This is a genomic window from Sphingopyxis indica (genome assembly GCF_032879645.1).
Lineage (GTDB): Bacteria > Pseudomonadota > Alphaproteobacteria > Sphingomonadales > Sphingomonadaceae > Sphingopyxis > Sphingopyxis indica.
The window spans coordinates 2217208-2233882 of record NZ_CP076394.1 but is presented as its reverse complement, the minus strand read 5'-3'; the positions used below and the strand labels follow the sequence as shown (position 1 = coordinate 2233882).

The window sequence follows — 16675 nt, the reverse complement described above, 5'->3', positions numbered from 1 at the left end:
CCTGATACTCCGCGGGGCCGGTGGATAGCGCTTGAAAGATCGGCTCACCGCCATAAATTGACCATATGATAGCAAAAAATCCGTCCGAGTATCAGGGTGAAGTCGAAGGCGGCGTGCCCGCTCCGCTGATAGAACGCGCGCGCTTTGCGCCGGGCGACATCGTGCGGCACCGCATGTTCGATTTTCGCGGCGTCGTCTTCGACGTCGATCCGGTCTTTTCGAACAGCGAGGAATGGTATCAGGCGATCCCCGAAGCGATCCGCCCGGCGAAGGAACAGCCCTATTATCATTTGCTCGCGGAGAATGAGGAATCCTCCTACATCGCCTATGTCAGCCAGCAGAATCTGGTGGCTGATGCCGAGCATGGCCCGGTCGATCATCCGCAGATCGACGCGATGTTCGACGGGATCGAAAAGGGGCGCTACCGGATCCGGTCGATCCACCGGCACTAAGCGGGGGCCGGATCAGGCCTTGAGCTTCCACCCCGTCGCGAGCAGGCGATAGGTGATGACGCCGAGCAGCGCGTTGACGCCAAGCAGCGCGAGCACGGCGATCAGCAGCGGATTGGCGATCGTCGAATCGACGGTGCCGATGAAGCCGTAGCGAAAGCCCATGATCGCATAGTAGACGGGATTGAGGTGCGCGACCGACTGGAACCACGGCGCGAGGCGGTCGACCGAATAGAAGGTGCCCGACAGCAAAGCGAGCGGCGTCACCACGAAATTGGTCACCGCGGCGGCATGGTCGAACTTTTCCGCCCAGACCGAAGTGATGAGGCCGAGGAAGCCGATCATCGTCGCGCCGAGCAGGCCGAAGGCAGCGACCGCCCAGAAATGCTGCGGGATGACATGGACGCCGGGCCACAGCAGCATCGCGAGCCACAGCGCGAGGCCGACGAACACCGCGCGCGTCACCGCGGCGCCGATCAGCGCGATGATCAGCTCGCCGACCGCGAGCGGCGGCATCAGATAGTCGATGATCGTGCCCTGGATTTTGCCGACGAGCAGCGAGAAGCTCGCATTGGCGAAGCTGTTCTGGAGCATCGCCATCATGATCAGCCCCGGCGCGATGAAATCGGCGAAGGGCACGCCGATGACCTTGCGCCCCGCGCCGCCCAGCGCGACGGTGAAAATGACGAGAAACAGCAGGGTCGTGACCGCGGGCGCCCAGATAGTTTGGAGCTGGACCTTGAAAAAGCGCCGCACCTCCTTGACATAGAGGGCTTGCAGGCCGGGAAGGTTGAGCGCACGGATCTGCGGCACGCCGGGTTCGGCAAAAGCCGGAGCCGCGGGGCGATTGTCCGAGTCGAAGCGCGAAATTTGGGGCTGGTCGTTCATGGCGATCTCGCCTATCGCCTCCCCGACTTTACCGCAAGCCGGGCTGCGTCCCGGCGGGACGAACGATCCCGCCGGCGGATCGTCGCAATACCCGCGGCGTGGAAGGAAATGAGGAACAGACGATGTCATGGACGGACGAGCGCATCGAACAGCTGCGCGGCATGTGGGAAAAGGGGCTGACTGCCAGCCAGATCGCCGACGAACTCGGCGGGGTGAGCCGCAACGCGGTGATCGGCAAGGCGCACCGCCTGGGGTTGAAATCACGTCCCTCGCCCGTCAAGGCGACCGACAAGCCCGCGAAGCCCGCCAAGGCGCCCGCCGCGCCCAAGCCCGCGGCGCCCGCCCCTGCTCCGCGCGCAGCCGCACCCGCCGCCCCGCGTCCGGCCCCGGCACCGAAGGCCGAACCCAAGGCCGCCGCGCCGGCTCCAACCGCCGAGTCCGAGAGCGAAGCGGCGCCGAAACCCGACGCGCCGCGCATCGTCTCGATCGGTCCCGGCGGCTTCATCCGCCAGGGGCCCGGTGACCAGCAGGCGCCGATTCCGCCCGCGCCGCCGCGCCGGCTGGTGCCCGCGAAACCGAGCCCGGAGATCGCCGACAAGACGAGCCTGCTCGACCTCAACGACCGCATCTGCCGCTGGCCGATGGGGCATCCGGGCGAGCCCGATTTCCATTTCTGCGGCGAGCCGGTGAACCCCGGATTCCCTTATTGCGTCGAGCATTGCGGCCGCGCCTATCAGGCGCAGCTGCCGCGCGGCACGCGCCGTCCGCCCCCGCCGCCACCCTTCGGCGGGCCGCGTGTCCGGTGAGGCCGTTCGGGCAGGAGTTCGAATTCGCGCGCTTCCTCGGCTTTGAAATGGTCGAGCGCGGCGGCGGCAAGTGCCGCATGGCGATCGACATCGACCGCGCGCGCCATTTCAACCCGCAAGGCGTCGCGCACGGCGGCGTCGCCTATTCGCTCGCCGACACCGCGATGGGCGGCGCGCTGACCAGCGAGCTCGACGATCATTTCTGGTGTGCGACGCTGGAGATCAAGTTCAACTATCATGTCGGGGTGCGCGAGGGCCGGCTGATCTGCGATGCCGAAGTACTCCACCGCGGCAAGCGCATCGCCAATATGGATGCGCGGCTCTATCAGGACGACCGGCTGGTCGCGAGCGCCAACGGCAATTTCGCAATCTTTCCCGCGCCGAGCGCCTAACGGAAAAGGCGCCGGATCCTGGCCCGGCGCCTTTCCCATCCACTTCCGATAATTCAGAAATGATAGCTGAGCGTGCCGCGCACGCTGTGCGTCTTGAACGACGGCGAACTGCGGATCATGTTCGTCCCGCCCGCGTCGAGCAGGAAGGGGTTGGTGTCGGGCGCCGATCCCTGGCCGACTTCAACGCGATAGTCATTGTCCTTGAGGTCGGTATAAAGATATTCGAGCCCGAGCGAGAGGCCGTTCGTCACCATCACTTCGGCGCCGCCGCCAACGCTATAGCCCCAGGCGTTGCTCTTGCCGGTGTCGGCGAAACTGTTTTCGGCGTTGGTCGTCGAAAAGCTGTTCTTCATCCGCGCATAGGCGCCGCCGCCGGTGACATAGAAGAGCGCGCCGCCGCCGGGCGTATAGCCGGCGCGCAGGCGGGCGCCCGCCTGATATTGCCCGCGCCGGGTCAGCATATAGCTGTCCGGGCCGGTCGAAAAGCCGGACACGCTGTCCTTGGCTTCGCTGCGGCCGCCTTCGACCAGCGCGCCGACGACGAAATTGCCCATGCGGTGGTCGGTGCCGACGCGCAGATAATATTCGGCGCCGTCGACGTCGTTGCGGCATCCGCTCGTCGGGGACGAACTCGTCGCGCGTCCGCCGCAGAAGCCGGGCGAAAAGGCATTGGCGCCGGTCGCCGTATTGACGGTGTCGCCATAATTGCCGTCGAGGTCGGTATCGAACAGCAGGGTTTCGTTGCGGTCGCTGGGCTGCAGCGACGCGCCGCCGACGACGCCGATATAGGGCCCGTTGAAATCCTCCGCGGGGTCGCGGTCCTGGGCCATGGCGGGCACGGCGATCGCACCGGCGGCCACGGCGGCGAGGAGAGCTCTGAACTTCATATTTTTTACTCCAATGTTTTGAATGGCTTTGCAGCCTTCCGCCAAACCCGCGGCCGGTTGGCGAGGTTCCGCTTTATGACGGAAATGAGACGAAACGGGCCGCGACGCTGATGGACGGAGGCATCGAAAACCCTCCTTGCCAGCGGGCTTTCCCGCCCCCTATAGCCAAGGCATGAGTCACGATTTGTTCGACGCCGCGGGTTCCGAGCCGCAAAGCTACAACGCCTCGCAGATCGAAGTGCTCGAGGGGCTCGAACCGGTGCGCCGGCGCCCCGGCATGTATATCGGCGGCACCGACGAACGCGCGCTCCATCACCTCGCCGCCGAGGTGATCGACAACAGCATGGACGAAGCGGTTGCCGGCCATGCGAGCCGCATCGAAATCACGCTCGACGCAGGCAACCGGCTGACCGTCACCGACAACGGCCGCGGCATTCCCGTCGATCCGCACCCCAAATTTCCCGGCAAGTCGGCGCTCGAGGTCGTGCTCACCACCCTCCATTCGGGCGGCAAGTTCGAAGGCAAGGCCTATGCGACCTCGGGCGGCCTTCACGGCGTCGGGGTCAGCGTCGTCAACGCGCTGTCGAGCGAGACCGAGGTCGAGGTCGCGCAGGGCAGGCAGCTTTATCGCCAGCGTTTCGCGCGCGGGGTGCCACTGGGGCCGCTCGAAAAGCTGGGCCCAACCCCCAACCGCCGCGGCACGAGCGTGTCCTTCACCCCCGATCCCGAGATTTTCGGCGAGCATGGCCGCTTCAAGCCGCAGCGCCTCTATCGCATGGCGCGATCGAAGGCCTATCTGTTCGCCGGGGTCGAAATCCGCTGGAAATGCGCGCCCGAGCTGGTCGGCGACGACACGCCCGCCGAAGCGGTGTTCCAGTTCCCCGGCGGCCTTGCCGACCATCTGAAGGAACAGATCGGCTCCCGCGAGTGCGCGACCGCCGAACCCTTTGTCGGACGGCAGGATTTCGCGGGCGAGCAGGGCCGCGCCGAATGGGCGATCGCCTGGCCGCTCTGGTCCGACGGATCGTACAGCTGGTATTGCAACACCATCCCGACCCCCGCGGGCGGCACGCACGAGGCGGGGCTGCGCGCCGCGCTCACCAAGGGATTGCGCGCGTTCGGCGAGCTGATCGGACAGAAGAAGGCGGCACAGATCACCGCCGACGACGTGTTCAACGGCGGCGAGATGATGCTGTCGGTGTTCATCCGCGACCCGCAGTTTCAGAGCCAGACCAAGGACCGGCTGTCGAGCCCCGAGGCCGCGCGCCTGACCGAGAGCGCGATTCGCGACCATTTCGACCACTTCCTCTCTGACAATATGGACCGCGGCCGCGCGTTGCTTGGCCTGATCCTCGAACGGATGGAGGAACGGCTGAAGCGCAAGGCCGAGCGCGAGGTGAAGCGCAAGACCGCGACGAGCGCGCGCAAGCTGCGCCTGCCGGGCAAGCTCACCGATTGTGCGAACGACGGCCCCGAAGGCACGGAATTATTTATCGTGGAGGGCGACAGCGCCGGCGGCAGCGCCAAGCAGGCGCGCGACCGCAAGACGCAGGCGATCCTGCCGATCCGTGGCAAGATATTGAACGTCGCGAGCGCCAGCGCCGACAAGATCCGCGCCAATCAGGAAATCGCCGACCTCGCGCTCGCCCTCGGCTGCGGGATGCGCAAGGATTGCGACGCCGACCGGCTGCGTTACGAGAAGATCGTCATCATGACCGACGCCGATGTCGACGGCGCGCATATCGCGACCCTGCTGATGACCTTTTTCTTTCAGGAAATGCCCGACATCGTGCGGAACGGCCACGTCTATCTGGCGCAGCCGCCGCTCTATCGCCTGACCGCGGGCGCGACCTCGGCCTATGCGCGCGACGATGCGCATCGCGCCGAGCTGGAGGCGACCGTCTTCAAGGGCAAGAAGGTCGATGTGGGCCGGTTCAAGGGTTTGGGAGAAATGAACCCCAACCAGTTGAAAGAAACGACGATGGACCCGGCGACGCGCAGCCTGCTGCGCGTCACCTTGCCGCAGGAATATGAGGAGCGGCATCTGGTCAAGGATCTCGTCGACCGGCTGATGGGCAAGCATCCCGAGCACCGCTTTCACTTCATCCAGGCGAATGCGGCGAGCCTCGACGAAGCGGCGATCGACGCGTGAAGCCGGCCCCCCTCCCCCCTCAGGGGAGAGGATGGAAGGGAAGAATGACGCCATGACCGGCTTCCGCACCGCCCTTATCGCGCTTCTCCCGCTCACCGCCGCTCTCCCCGCTCCTGCGCTATTTGCCCAAACGCCTGCGTCCACAGTCCCCGCCACCACCGGCTTCGAACGCCGCGCAGCGGAGCTTCCCAATCTCCTCGAGGGCCGCATCGCCTTTGCCGATTATTTCGCGCCGGTCTTTCAGCAGGCGGTGCCCGAGGCGCAGTTCAAGACGATCGCGGCCAATCTGGTCGCGCAATATGGCCGGCCGGTCGCGGTCGTATCGACCGACGCGGCCGATGCGCGGCGCGGCACGGTGACGCTCCGCTTCGAAAAGGCGGTCGGCACGGTCGCGCTCAGCGTCGAGGCCGGGCCCGACCGGCGGGTCGATGGCCTGCGCTTCCAGCATTTCGAGGTCGCGAACGACAGCTTCGACCGCGTCGCCGCCGAGTTCGCAGTGCTGCCCGGCGAGACCGGCTTTCTGGTCGCCGAAATCGACGGAAACCGCATCGCTCCCCTCGCCTCCGCGCACGCCGACACGCCGTTCGCCGTCGGATCGACCTTCAAGCTCTATGTCCTCGATGAGCTTGCCGCGCAGATCGCCGCCGGCAAGCATCGCTGGGACGAGGTCGCGCCGCTCTCGCACCTCAGCTTTTCCTCGGCCGCGACCGCGGGCTGGCCGAAGAACACGCCGGTGACCTTGCAGACGCTCGCCAACTGGATGATTTCAGTGAGCGACAATGGCGCTGCCGACACGCTGATTCACCTGCTCGGCCGCGAGGCAGTCGAGGCGCGGATGCGCGCCGCCGGGAACAGCGACCCGTCGCGCAATATTCCTTTCCTGACCACGGTCGAAGCCTTCGCGCTGAAGGGCAATAATTTCGCCGCTGAGCGCGCCGCCTTTCTTGCCGGTGACGACGAAGCGCAGCGCGCGCTGATCGACGCGAACAAGGGCCGGCTGATCCTCGAAAATGTCGACGGCGGAAGTTTTGGCGGCAAGCCGCGCTTCATCGACAGCCTCGAATGGTTCGCGAGTCCCCAGGACGTCGCGCGCGCGCTGATCGACCTGAAGGCGCGCGGGTCGGAGGAGGCGATGGCGGCGATGGCGATCAACAGCGGCGTCGGCCCCATCGCGGCCGCCGACTGGCGCTATCTGGGTTACAAGGGCGGGTCCGAACTCGGCGTGCTGTCGATGAGCCTGCTCGGGCAGCGCAAATCGGACGGCAAATGGTTCGTCGTCACGGCAAGCTGGAACAATCCCGACGGCGATGCCGCGGCCGAGACGATCAACGGGCTGGTGACGCGGCTGCTGGCGTTAGCGGCCAAATAGAGCCGCGCCATTCGTACGCAGCGCGTGGCCGGCGTGCAGGGCAAGCGCCAGACAGGCGGCGAGCAGCACTGCGTCCTTGAACAGGAATTGTGCGGTCGATCCCATGAAGGGAAAGCCGAACCCGTCTTGCCACAGCGGCACGCCGAAGCTGAAGCTGAGCGTGACGAGAAAGGTCGCCATTCCCATCAGACCGCCGAGCAACCCCGCCCGATGCGACCAGGCCCCCAGCGCGATCAGCGCCCCCGTCGCCAACTCGACCGTCCCGATGACATTGCTCGTCCCCTGGACCCCGATCAGCGGATACATCCAGGCGAAGAGCGGATAATGCATGGCGATGCCAGCGACGCCTTCGGCTTCATAGGATGCGAATTTCGCGATCCCGAACATGGCGAAGATAAATACCAGCGACCAGCGCAGGGCGCCGATCGAGAAAGTTTGAGGCGGAAGCCCGCCCGGAATTTCGCGCATACAAATACCCCCAAAGGACGTTTCGGAGATATTCGTGCCGGGCGCCGGCGGGGTTACATCAATCGGTGAGCGCCGCGACCAGCGCCTTGACCTTCGCCTGGCGCCATTGCGGGGTCGGCGCGACGAGCCAATAGCCGCGTTTTACCGCGAACGCTTCGCGGACCAGCCGGACGCGGCCTGCCGCCAGATCGGCCTCGGCGAGCATCGCGGGAACATTTGCCTGTCCCAGCCCGTTCGCCGCCGCGTCGATCGCGAGCCCCGCGTCGCCGAGCCGCAGCGCGGGCTCGCAGTCTTCGGCGGGGCAGCCGGGCCAGGCGATGCGCGTTTCGCTGTCGCTTGCGGGTCCGGCGACGGTCACCATCGCCGGATCGGACAGCGCGACGCCCTCATGCTCGCCCGGACCGTCGGTCCAGAAGATGGCGAGGTCGAGATTGGCTTCGGTAAAGTCGATGCCGCCGTCGGACGAGACGAGGGTGAAGCGCACGTCGGGCGCCTGCTGGCTGTAGCGCGCGAGGCGGGGCGCGAGCCATTTGGCGGTGAGGTCGCGCGGCGCGGCGATCGTCAGCGACTGCGACGATTGCCCGGCCTGCATCGCGCGCACCGATTCCTCGAATTGCAGAAAGCCCTGGCGCAGCGCGTCGAGTCCCGCGGTCGCTTCGCCCGTGAGTTCGAGCCCCTTCGGCGTGCGGCGGAAAAGGACGACGCCGAGCATGTCTTCGAGCGCGCGAATCTGTTGCCCGACCGCGGCGGGTGTCACCGCGAGCTCGTCGGCGGCGCGCGTGAAGCTCAGATGCCGGGCAGCGGCATCGAAGACGCGGAGCGCGTTGAGAGGCAGGTGCGTCCGCTTCATGGCGCAGTCGCGGGCGCCGCGAGCGGAAATTGCGGGATCGCGACGAGCATCTGCGATCCGTCGCCGAGTTCCATCATATAGCTTCCGACCATAGATCCGCCGGGCGTCGTGAGCGGACAGCCCGACACATAGTGAAACGCGCCACCCGGCTGGATCAGCGGCTGTTCGCCGATAACGCCCTCGCCCTCGACCTCGCTGACCTGCCCGTCGCCGTCGCGGATCTGCCAGTGGCGATTGAGGAGCTGCGCCGAGAGCGCGCCGTGATTTTCGATCCGGATATGATAGGCCCAGAACCAGCGCCCGAGCGCCGGATGCGACTGTTCGGGCAAATAGCTGACCGACACGCGCACCGTGATCGGCCCCGTCGCGGCCGAGAAAGGGAAAAGCGAGTCGAGCATCGCCAGCACAGCGTCGCCTATAGCCCCACCCTGGTCAATGCCTGGTCGAGATCGGCGATCAGGTCGCGCGGGTCTTCGAGCCCGATATTGATCCGCAGCATCCCCTCTTCGACGCCCATGTCGGCGCGCGCTTCGGCGCTGACGCCATAATGGGTCGTCGAGGCAGGATGGCAGCAGAGGCTGCGCGAATCGCCGATATTGTTGCTGATATCGACGAGTTCGAGCGCGTCGAGGAACGCCATCGCCTGCGCGCGATCCTCCAGGATGAAGGCGAAAATCGGCCCGGATGCGTCCATCTGGCGCATCGCCAGATTATGCTGCGGGTGGCTCGCGAGTCCGGGGTGGAGGATGCGCGGAACGCGGCTTTCGACGAATTTGCCGACTTCGAGCGCATTTTCGGACTGGCGCCGCGCGCGCATGTCGAGCGTTTCGAGTCCCTTGAGCACAACCCACGCGTTGAAGGGCGACAGGTTCGGACCCGTATTGCGCTGGAACGGCAGCAGCACATCGTTGATGAACTTTTCGGTCCCACAGACGGCACCGGCGAGCACGCGCCCCTGCCCGTCCATCAGCTTGGTCGCCGAGTAAGCGACGACGTCGGCGCCGAAGTCCATCGGCCGCTGGAGCGCGCTCGTCGCGAAGGCGTTGTCGACGACGCTGGTGATGCCGTGCGCCCTCGCGAGGGCGCAGACATGCTCGAGATCGACGATGTCGAGCGTCGGGTTAGCGGGGGTTTCGAAGAAGAAAACCCTGGTGTTGGGCCGAATCGCCTTTTCCCACGCATCATTGTCGCGGCCGTCGACGACGCTCGTTTCGATCCCGAAGCGCGGGAAGAGATTGTCGACGAGCCAGCGGCACGAGCCGAAGGCCGCCTTCGCCGCGACGATATGGTCGCCCTGCGACAGCTGGCAGAGCAAGGCCGTTGTCATCGCCGCCATGCCGCTCGCCTGCGTCCGGCACGCTTCGGCGCCCTCCATCAGCGCGATGCGCTCTTCGAGCATCGCGACGGTCGGGTTCTGGAGCCGCGAATAGGTCATGCCCACGGCTTCGCCCGCGAAGCGCGCCGCCACCTCCTCGGCGCTGTCATAGGTATAGCCCGAGGTCAGGAAGAGCGCCTCGGACGTCTCGCCATGCTCGCTGCGCCACGTCCCGCCGCGCACCGCCTGCGTCGCGGGGCGCCAGTTCCGCGTCTTGTCGCGATCGAATCCGGTGGTCTTCTTCATGTTTCTCTGTCCGTAACTCTAGTTTCTCAGGGCCGCCACGACCGCGTCGCCGAGCGCCGCCGTGCCCATCGTTCCGCCCAGATCGGCGCCGCGGCAGCCGTCGGCGAGCACCCTCGCGACCGCCGCCTCGATCCGCGCGGCGCTCGCCTCGTCGCCGCCCGAATGGCGCAGCAGCATCGCGAGCGACAGGATCATCGCCAGCGGGTTGGCGACGCCCTGCCCCGCGATGTCGGGCGCGCTGCCGTGGATCGGCTCGTAAAGCCCTTTCGTCCCTTCGCCAAGCGAGGCCGAGGCGAGCAGCCCGATCGAGCCGACGCACATCGACGCCTGATCGGAGAGGATGTCGCCGAACAGATTGCCGGTGACGACGACGTCGAACTGGCCGGGATTGCGCACGAGCTGCATCGCGGCATTGTCGACATACATGTGGCTGAGTTCGACGCCGGGATAATCCTTCGCCACTTCGATCACCACGTCGCGCCACAGCTGCGAGGTTTCGAGCACATTCGCCTTGTCGACCGAGCAGAGCCGGCCCTGCCGCCCCTGTGCGGCGCGGAAGGCGACGTGGGCGATGCGGCGCACTTCGCTTTCGCTGTACGACATGACGTCATAGCCCTCGCGCTCGCCGTTCGCGGTCGTGCGCAGGCCCTTTTCGCCGAAATAGACGTCGCCGTTAAGCTCGCGGACGATGAGCAGGTCGATCGCCGCCGCGACCTCGGGGCGCAGCGCCGAGCTGTCCTCGAGCCCCGGAAAGAGCTTTGCCGGGCGGAGATTGGCGAAGAGACCGAGTTCGGAGCGGAGCCCGAGGATCGCCTGTTCGGGGCGCAAATGGCGCTCGACCGTATCGAAGCGCGGATCGCCGACGGCGCCGAACAGGATCGCGTCGGCGGCTTTCGCCTTGGCGAGCGTTTCGGGCGGCAGCGGATGGCCGGTCGCTTCATAGGCCGCGCCGCCGACGAACGCGCGGTCGAGCGTCACCGGGACGTCGAGCGCAGCAAGCACCCGCTCGGCCTCTGCCATGATCTCGGGACCGATGCCGTCGCCGGCGAGCAGCAGGATTTTCAATATCCGGGTTCCTTCGCGCACATCATTACGAACCGGTGTCCGCATCGCCAGTCAGACCGCGTGTCCCCGCGAAGGCGGGGACCCATCACCTGCCGGTTCAACATAGAGCCCACCGGAGATGGGCTCCCGCCTTCGCGGGAGCACAGAGTTTGTCGCTCAGGGACGCCGACGCTCTAGGCAGCGACAGCGCGTCACGCAACCGCCCTGTTGAGCCGAACGGTCAATCTTTCCCTCACCGCCAGCAAGTCGCGGTTGCGCCCGTCGAGCAGGTCGCGACCCAAAAAATGGCCGGTGATCGCAAGCGCGTCCAACACGTCGGCGAGCGACGGGTCGGGATCGGGTGCGCGCAGGAAGGGCGGCAAGCGAAACAGCCGCGTTTCATAGCCCTGCGCCGCGGCGGCGCTTACCGCCCCGCCGGTTTTGGGGCTGACGAAAGCGAGACCGTCGCTCGCACCCGTCGCCACGCACTCGTCAAGGTTGAGCCCGAAGCCGAGTTCGGCGAGCAGCAGCAGTTCGTAGCGCGCGAGCGCCGCCGCCCATTGCCGCGCCGCAGCCGCAACCGCGACCGCGTCGAGCAGGCCGCCAAGCGCGTCGTAGAGCGCCGGATAGGGCTGGCCCTCGGGCAGCGTCGCCGCGGTCAGGCTCGTCGCCCAGTCGATCGCCGCGGCGGGCAGCGGTTCGGCGAGCAGCGGCGCGCGGCTAGTCAGCAGCTCCACCGTCGCGCCGCCGAGCTGTTCCTCGGTTCGCGCGCGCAGCTCGAACGCGACCGCGTTTCCGGGCATCAGGATCGGCCGCAACCGCCGTGACCGTCCGCCGCGCACATAGCCCGCGACAAGCCCCGCTTCGCGCGTCAGCGCGCGCAGGATCGCGCCATGTTCGCCATGCGCGCGCACCGCGCAGACGATCGCCTCGGCGCTCAGGCTGGCCAAAGCACCATCTGCGTTTGCGTGACCAACGCGACCTCGGCGCCCGCTTCGGTGCGGATGCGCGTCTGCCATACAGACAACCGCTTGCCGATCTTCACCGGGGTCGCCTCGCCGATGAGCAGCGCGCCGACCGGTCCGGCGCCGAGGAAATTGGTCTTGCTCTCGATCGTCGTCGTGCCGCTGGCGCCCTCGGGCAAGGTCAGGAAGGCGCCGACCGCGCCGAGGCAATCGGCGAAGGCCATGATCGCGCCGCCGTGGACGATCTGGCCCGCGGTGCAGATTTCGGGCCGCACGGGCAGCTTGCCCGCGACGCGGTCCTTGCTGCCCTCGTCGATGGTGACGCCGAGTGTGGCTGCAAGCGGCATGGTGGCGGCGAAATCCATAGATTGTCCCTTCTTAACCCAAGCCCCTCCCCTTCAGGGGAGGGCGTGGTTTCGATATCATCCCCCCGGGTTATAGAAATCATATACCGCCTGCGCGACGGCAGCGCTGACGCCGGGCGCTTTCTTCAGATCCTCGAGGCTTGCGCCCTTGATTGCGCGCGCGGTGCCGAAGTGCATCAGCAGCGCTTTCTTGCGCGCGGGGCCGATGCCCGGCACCTCGTCGAGCGGCGAGCTTCCCATCGCCTTGGCGCGCTTTTGCCGGTGCGCGCCAATCGCGAAGCGGTGCGCCTCGTCGCGCAGCCGCTGGATGTAGAAGAGCACCGCATTGTTCGGCGGCAGCGTGAATTCGCGCCCGTCGGGCAGGTAAAAGGTTTCGCGCCCGGCGTTGCGGTCGGGGCCTTTCGCGACGCCGACATAGGGCAGATCGTCGATTCCGAGTTCGGCGAGCACCGCGCCCGCCGCCGACACCTGCCCCTTGCCGCCGTCGATCAGCACCAGGTCGGGCCACTCGCCCTTCGTCCGTTCGGGGTCTTCCTCGATCGCGCGCGCGAAACGGCGCTGGAACACCTCGCGCATCATCGCGAAATCGTCGCCGGGCTGCGTTTCGGGCCGCTTGATGTTGAACTTGCGATAGGCGCCCTTGATCCAGCCCTCCGGCCCCGCGACGACCATCGCGCCGAGCGCGTTGGTGCCCTGAATATGGCTGTTGTCGTAAATCTCGATGCGCTGCGGCGGTTCGTCGAGGTCGAACAGGTCGGCGAGTTCGCGCCCGAGCTTCGCCTGGCTGCTGCTTTCGGCGAGCCGCCGGTCGAGTTCCTCGCCGGCGTTGCGCACCGCCTGTTCGAGCAGGCGGCGGCGGTTGCCGCGCTGCGGCACGCTGATCTCGACCTTGCGTCCCGCCGTCTCGCCGAGCGCCTCGGCGAGTATGGGGCAATCGTCGGGCTCGCGGTCGACGAGGATGAGCTTCGGCGGCGGCACGCCTTCGTAGAATTGCATCAGGAAGCTCGCCATCACTTCCTCTTCGGGCACCCCCGCGACATGCGCCGGGAAGAAGCTGCGATGCCCCCAATTCTGCCCGCCGCGGATGAAGAAGCCCGCGATGCAGAGCTGCCCGCCCTTCGCCGCGAGCGCGAAGACGTCGGCGTCGCCCAGCCCCTCGGCGTGGACCGACTGGCTGCCCTGGATGAAGGTGAGCGCTTTCAACCGGTCGCGCAGCACCGCCGCGAGTTCATAGTCCATCGCCTCGGCCGCCTTGGTCATCGCGTCGCCGAGCCGCTTTTGCACCGCGGTCGAGCGGCCTTCGAGAAAGTCCTGCGCGTCGCTCACCAGCTCGGCATAGTCGGCCTTGTCGATGCGCCCCACGCACGGCGCCGAACAGCGGCGGATCTGATAGAGCAGGCAGGGCCGCGAGCGGTTGGCGAAGAAGCTGTCGGTGCAACTGCGGAGGAGAAAGGTCTTTTGCAGCGCGTTGAGCGTGCGGTTCACCGAGCCCGCGCTGGCGAACGGCCCATAATAGCGCCCCTTCGCTCGCCGCGCGCCGCGATGCTTCTGAACGCGCGGGAAATCATGGTCGGCGCGCAGCAGGATGAAGGGGAAACTTTTGTCGTCGCGCAGCAGGACGTTGTAGGGCGGGCGATAGCGCTTGATGAGCTGCGCCTCGAGCAGCAGCGCCTCGGCTTCGCTGTTCGTGGTCACGATTTCCATCGCGCGCGTCTGTGCGACCATGCGTTGCAGCCGCTGCGGCAGGCGCGCGACCTGCGTATAGTTGGTGACGCGATTTTTCAGCGCGCGTGCCTTGCCCACGTAGAGCACGTCGCCGCGCGCATCGAGCATCCGATAGACGCCGGGCCGCACCGGCAGCTTCTTGACCACGCCGCGGATGACGTCGGCACCGCGCGTCAGGTCGGGCTTGTCGCCCGCTTCGCCGCTGCCGCGGACGACATAGGTGGCCTTTTCTTCGTTGAACCGGTCGGGAGCGTTGGGGCGAACCATGATTTTGCATGTAGGCGAAGCCGGCGCGAGCCGCCATAGTGTGCGGGGTAAATCGGCCATTTCAGAGGAGTGGACGCGATGATTACCGTCTATGGCGAAGGACGCCGTTTCCGGGTCGTGTGGCTGCTCGAGGAAATGGGGCTGGCCTATCGCGTGCGCCCGGTCGATCTGCTCGCGGGGGTCGAGCAGGATCGCGAATTTCTGGCGATCAATCCGGCGGGTTTCATCCCGGCGATCGTCGATGGCGACATAATCATGGTCGAATCGATCGCGATCCTCGAATATCTGCTGGCGACGCGCGGGCCGAGCGATCTGGCGCCGACGCCGGACGATCCGGCCTTTGCGACCTATCAGCAATTTCTGCATATGGGCGAAGCGGGGCTCGCCGGGCCGATCAACGCGATCGTCGCGACCGAGATCCTTGCGCCCGAGGGCGAAAAGCGGAACTGGACGACGGGCTGGGCGCTCGGAACGTTCGAAAGCCGGCTCGGTCTCGTGCGCCGGCAGCTGGACCAGACGCCCTATATGGCGGGCGAGCGCTTTACCGCGGCCGACATTTCGGTGACCTATGCGCTGGAATTGGCCGAGCGCACCGGCTGTTTCACGCTCGGTCCGGTCGAGCGCGCCTATGTCGCGCGTACGGCCGCGCGCGACGCCTATGCGCGCGCGATGGACAATTGCCCCGCGACCAAGGCGTGGGCCGCCGAGGTCGCGGGCGGGCGGTCGGAAGGATAGGTCCGCCCGAAGGGCTGCTCAGCTTTTTGAATGATGCACATAGGGAAGTTTGTGTGTCCCCGCGGAGCCGAAGGCGGCGCGCAGCGCCAACGCGGGGACCCATCTTCGGTCGGTTCAAGATGGCGCCGGCCGGAGATGGGCTCCCGCCTTCAGCCTTTGGCTGAAGTTTACCCTGAGGGCCTGCAAGGCAGCCGAAGGGCGGGAGCACACGGATTTTGTCCGATCGCAGGCAAGCATATCCAAAACAAAACGCCCGCGGAAATCCGCGGGCGTTTTGGTTCGGCGATGTGGAAAGGCTCAGCCCTTGGCGACCGAGGCGATCGCCTGATCGACCAACGCCTTGTCGGCGGCCGCGTCATGCTTGGCGGCGATCAGCGTCGCCGCGGCTTCGGTTGCCGCCTTCGCGGCCGCCGTACGCACTTCGGCGAGCGCATTGGCTTCGGCCGCGGCGATGCGGTCTTCGGCCATCTGCTTGCGGCGCGCGATCAGTGCGGTCGCGTCGGCCTTCGCCTTGGCGACGAGCGCTTCGGCTTCGGCTTCGGCGCGGGTGCGCATTTCCTCGGCCTCGCGCGTCGCGTCGGCGAGCTTTGCCTGATACTCGGCCTTGAGCGCTTCGGCGTCGAGGCGCAACTGCTCGGCCTCGTTCAGCTGCTTCGAAATGTCGGCGATGCGCTTGTCGAGCATCGCGCCGATCGAGCCCGGCGCCTTCTTCCACAGCAGAATGCCGAAAAAGATGAGCATCGCGAGCGCGACCCACCAGCTCTGCGACGACAGGAACGACCCGCCGCCATGCTCCGCCGCACCGGCGGCTTCGGAAAGAATCAGGTCAACCATGGAGCACCGCCTTTACAGCCTGCTTCGCGTCGGCTGCGGCGACTTTCACGCCCGACAGCTTCGCGACGAGGTCGCCCGCGGCTTCGGCCGCCACGGACTCGATTTCGGCCATCGCCGAGCTGCGCGCTGCCGCGACGTCGGCTTCGGCCGCCGCCATCTTGCCGGCAAGTTCGGCATCGACCTTGGCGAGACGCTTTTCGGCGTCGCGGGCCGCCTTGTCCTTCGCCGACTGGACCGCCGCCTGCGCTGCGGCGCGCGCGGCGTCGCTCTGCTGGCGATACTGGTCTTCGATCGTGTCGGCCGCCGCGTGCGCCGCCTTGGCCGCGGCAAGGTCGTCGGCGACCTTGCGATCGCGCGCGTCCACCGTCGCTTCGATCTTGGGATACATGCCGAGACCGATCACCACGAACACCGCGCCGAAAATCAGCGCGAGCCAGAAAAGTTGCGAGGCGAAATACCAGTTTTCCGCGAGCTGGTTGATCTGTGGCATGGTTCTTCTTCCGATTGACGACTGCGCGATGCGCTCACGCGCATCGAAGGCCGCCGCGCCGCCGGACCGGGTCAGGCCCCGACGGCGCGGCGCCGGCCTCAGGCCGCCTTCAGATAGAGCAGGATCGCGATCAGGAACGACAGCAGACCCAGAAGCTCCGCCGCGGCGAAGCCGATGAACAGGCGGCCCTGCTGACCGTCGGCGGCCGCCGGGTTGCGCAGCGCGCTTTCCAGGAAGCTGCCGAAAACATTGCCCACGCCGATCGCGGCCATACCGGCGCCGATAGCGGCCAGACCGGCACCGATGAGCGTCGCTGCTTGTGCGTCCATGAACTTAACTCCTTGAGGTAATCGTTTGGTTTTAAACGG

The 16675-nt window shown here is 66.7% G+C and carries 19 protein-coding genes; 6 read left to right on the top strand and 13 right to left on the bottom strand.

Annotated elements, in window-relative coordinates; genetic code table 11:
• Nucleotides 1-65: 65 nt before the first annotated feature.
• Complete coding sequence (hspQ, locus tag KNJ79_RS10630; protein ID WP_089214555.1) at nucleotides 66-452, top strand: heat shock protein HspQ; 387 nt, start codon at nucleotides 66-68, stop codon at nucleotides 450-452.
• A 12-nt stretch (nucleotides 453-464) separates the two neighbouring features.
• Here hspQ and KNJ79_RS10625 read toward each other — a convergent pair whose 3' ends face one another.
• The gene (locus KNJ79_RS10625) at nucleotides 465-1337 is read right to left on the bottom strand and encodes an ABC transporter permease (protein WP_089214554.1); all 873 of its coding nucleotides are present in this window, start codon (nucleotides 1335-1337) and stop codon (nucleotides 465-467) included.
• 122 nt (nucleotides 1338-1459) lie between these two features.
• Between KNJ79_RS10625 and KNJ79_RS10620 the strand changes: the two genes are divergently transcribed.
• Both KNJ79_RS10620 and KNJ79_RS10615 read left to right on the top strand, forming a co-directional pair.
• Nucleotides 1460-2143, top strand: a complete 684-nt coding sequence (locus KNJ79_RS10620) for a GcrA family cell cycle regulator (protein WP_089214791.1) — start codon at nucleotides 1460-1462, stop codon at nucleotides 2141-2143.
• The gene (locus KNJ79_RS10615; protein ID WP_317151036.1) at nucleotides 2140-2535 is read left to right on the top strand and encodes a PaaI family thioesterase; all 396 of its coding nucleotides are present in this window, start codon (nucleotides 2140-2142) and stop codon (nucleotides 2533-2535) included. Before KNJ79_RS10620 ends, KNJ79_RS10615 begins: the two co-directional genes overlap by 4 nt.
• Before the next feature lie 53 nt (nucleotides 2536-2588).
• Here the strand turns inward: KNJ79_RS10615 and KNJ79_RS10610 are convergent, their stop codons facing one another.
• Nucleotides 2589-3422, bottom strand: a complete 834-nt coding sequence (locus KNJ79_RS10610) for an outer membrane protein (RefSeq protein WP_317151035.1) — start codon at nucleotides 3420-3422, stop codon at nucleotides 2589-2591.
• Nucleotides 3423-3594: 172 nt separating this feature from the next.
• On the opposite strand from KNJ79_RS10610, the gene parE reads away from it, so the two are divergent.
• Complete coding sequence (parE, locus tag KNJ79_RS10605) at nucleotides 3595-5574, top strand: DNA topoisomerase IV subunit B (protein ID WP_089214551.1); 1980 nt, start codon at nucleotides 3595-3597, stop codon at nucleotides 5572-5574.
• Between the two features lie 52 nt (nucleotides 5575-5626).
• On the top strand, nucleotides 5627-6943 hold the full coding sequence (locus KNJ79_RS10600) for a serine hydrolase (protein ID WP_317151034.1): 1317 nt from the start codon (nucleotides 5627-5629) through the stop codon (nucleotides 6941-6943).
• Here KNJ79_RS10600 and KNJ79_RS10595 read toward each other — a convergent pair.
• From KNJ79_RS10595 to uvrC, 8 genes are all read right to left on the bottom strand, one after another.
• The gene (locus KNJ79_RS10595) at nucleotides 6929-7411 is read right to left on the bottom strand and encodes a DUF417 family protein (protein ID WP_317151033.1); all 483 of its coding nucleotides are present in this window, start codon (nucleotides 7409-7411) and stop codon (nucleotides 6929-6931) included. The genes KNJ79_RS10600 and KNJ79_RS10595 overlap by 15 nt on opposite strands.
• 58 nt (nucleotides 7412-7469) lie before the next feature.
• Nucleotides 7470-8261 carry a LysR family transcriptional regulator gene (locus KNJ79_RS10590; protein WP_317151032.1) on the bottom strand — a complete coding sequence of 264 codons (792 nt, stop codon included), beginning with the start codon at nucleotides 8259-8261 and terminating at the stop codon, nucleotides 7470-7472.
• Nucleotides 8258-8659 carry a Co2+/Mg2+ efflux protein ApaG gene (gene apaG, locus KNJ79_RS10585; protein ID WP_317151031.1) on the bottom strand — a complete coding sequence of 134 codons (402 nt, stop codon included), beginning with the start codon at nucleotides 8657-8659 and terminating at the stop codon, nucleotides 8258-8260. The genes KNJ79_RS10590 and apaG overlap by 4 nt, the downstream gene beginning before the upstream one ends.
• A gap of 17 nt (nucleotides 8660-8676) precedes the next feature.
• The gene (locus tag KNJ79_RS10580) at nucleotides 8677-9882 is read right to left on the bottom strand and encodes a trans-sulfuration enzyme family protein (protein ID WP_317151030.1); all 1206 of its coding nucleotides are present in this window, start codon (nucleotides 9880-9882) and stop codon (nucleotides 8677-8679) included.
• An 18-nt stretch (nucleotides 9883-9900) separates the two neighbouring features.
• Nucleotides 9901-10992 carry a 3-isopropylmalate dehydrogenase gene (leuB, locus tag KNJ79_RS10575; protein ID WP_394357119.1) on the bottom strand — a complete coding sequence of 364 codons (1092 nt, stop codon included), beginning with the start codon at nucleotides 10990-10992 and terminating at the stop codon, nucleotides 9901-9903.
• A gap of 146 nt (nucleotides 10993-11138) precedes the next feature.
• Nucleotides 11139-11876: a DNA repair protein RecO gene (gene recO / locus KNJ79_RS10570; protein ID WP_317151028.1), complete on the bottom strand. Its 738-nt coding sequence runs from the start codon at nucleotides 11874-11876 to the stop codon at nucleotides 11139-11141.
• Complete coding sequence (locus KNJ79_RS10565) at nucleotides 11864-12256, bottom strand: PaaI family thioesterase (protein WP_317151027.1); 393 nt, start codon at nucleotides 12254-12256, stop codon at nucleotides 11864-11866. The genes recO and KNJ79_RS10565 overlap by 13 nt, the downstream gene beginning before the upstream one ends.
• A 57-nt stretch (nucleotides 12257-12313) precedes the next feature.
• On the bottom strand, nucleotides 12314-14248 hold the full coding sequence (uvrC, locus tag KNJ79_RS10560) for an excinuclease ABC subunit UvrC (RefSeq protein ID WP_317151026.1): 1935 nt from the start codon (nucleotides 14246-14248) through the stop codon (nucleotides 12314-12316).
• 78 nt (nucleotides 14249-14326) lie between these two features.
• Between uvrC and KNJ79_RS10555 the strand changes: the two genes are divergently transcribed.
• Nucleotides 14327-14983: a glutathione S-transferase family protein gene (locus tag KNJ79_RS10555; RefSeq protein ID WP_317151025.1), complete on the top strand. Its 657-nt coding sequence runs from the start codon at nucleotides 14327-14329 to the stop codon at nucleotides 14981-14983.
• A 297-nt stretch (nucleotides 14984-15280) separates the two neighbouring features.
• On the opposite strand, the gene KNJ79_RS10550 is transcribed toward KNJ79_RS10555, so the two are convergent.
• The 3 genes from KNJ79_RS10550 to KNJ79_RS10540 all read right to left on the bottom strand — a co-directional run bounded on the left by KNJ79_RS10550 (nucleotide 15281) and on the right by KNJ79_RS10540 (nucleotide 16636).
• Nucleotides 15281-15817 carry a F0F1 ATP synthase subunit B family protein gene (locus KNJ79_RS10550; RefSeq protein ID WP_089214543.1) on the bottom strand — a complete coding sequence of 179 codons (537 nt, stop codon included), beginning with the start codon at nucleotides 15815-15817 and terminating at the stop codon, nucleotides 15281-15283.
• Nucleotides 15810-16307 carry a F0F1 ATP synthase subunit B family protein gene (locus KNJ79_RS10545; protein ID WP_089214542.1) on the bottom strand — a complete coding sequence of 166 codons (498 nt, stop codon included), beginning with the start codon at nucleotides 16305-16307 and terminating at the stop codon, nucleotides 15810-15812. Before KNJ79_RS10545 ends, KNJ79_RS10550 begins: the two co-directional genes overlap by 8 nt.
• A 98-nt stretch (nucleotides 16308-16405) precedes the next feature.
• Nucleotides 16406-16636: a F0F1 ATP synthase subunit C gene (locus KNJ79_RS10540; RefSeq protein ID WP_067108963.1), complete on the bottom strand. Its 231-nt coding sequence runs from the start codon at nucleotides 16634-16636 to the stop codon at nucleotides 16406-16408.
• Between the last annotated feature and the right edge of the window lie 39 nt (nucleotides 16637-16675).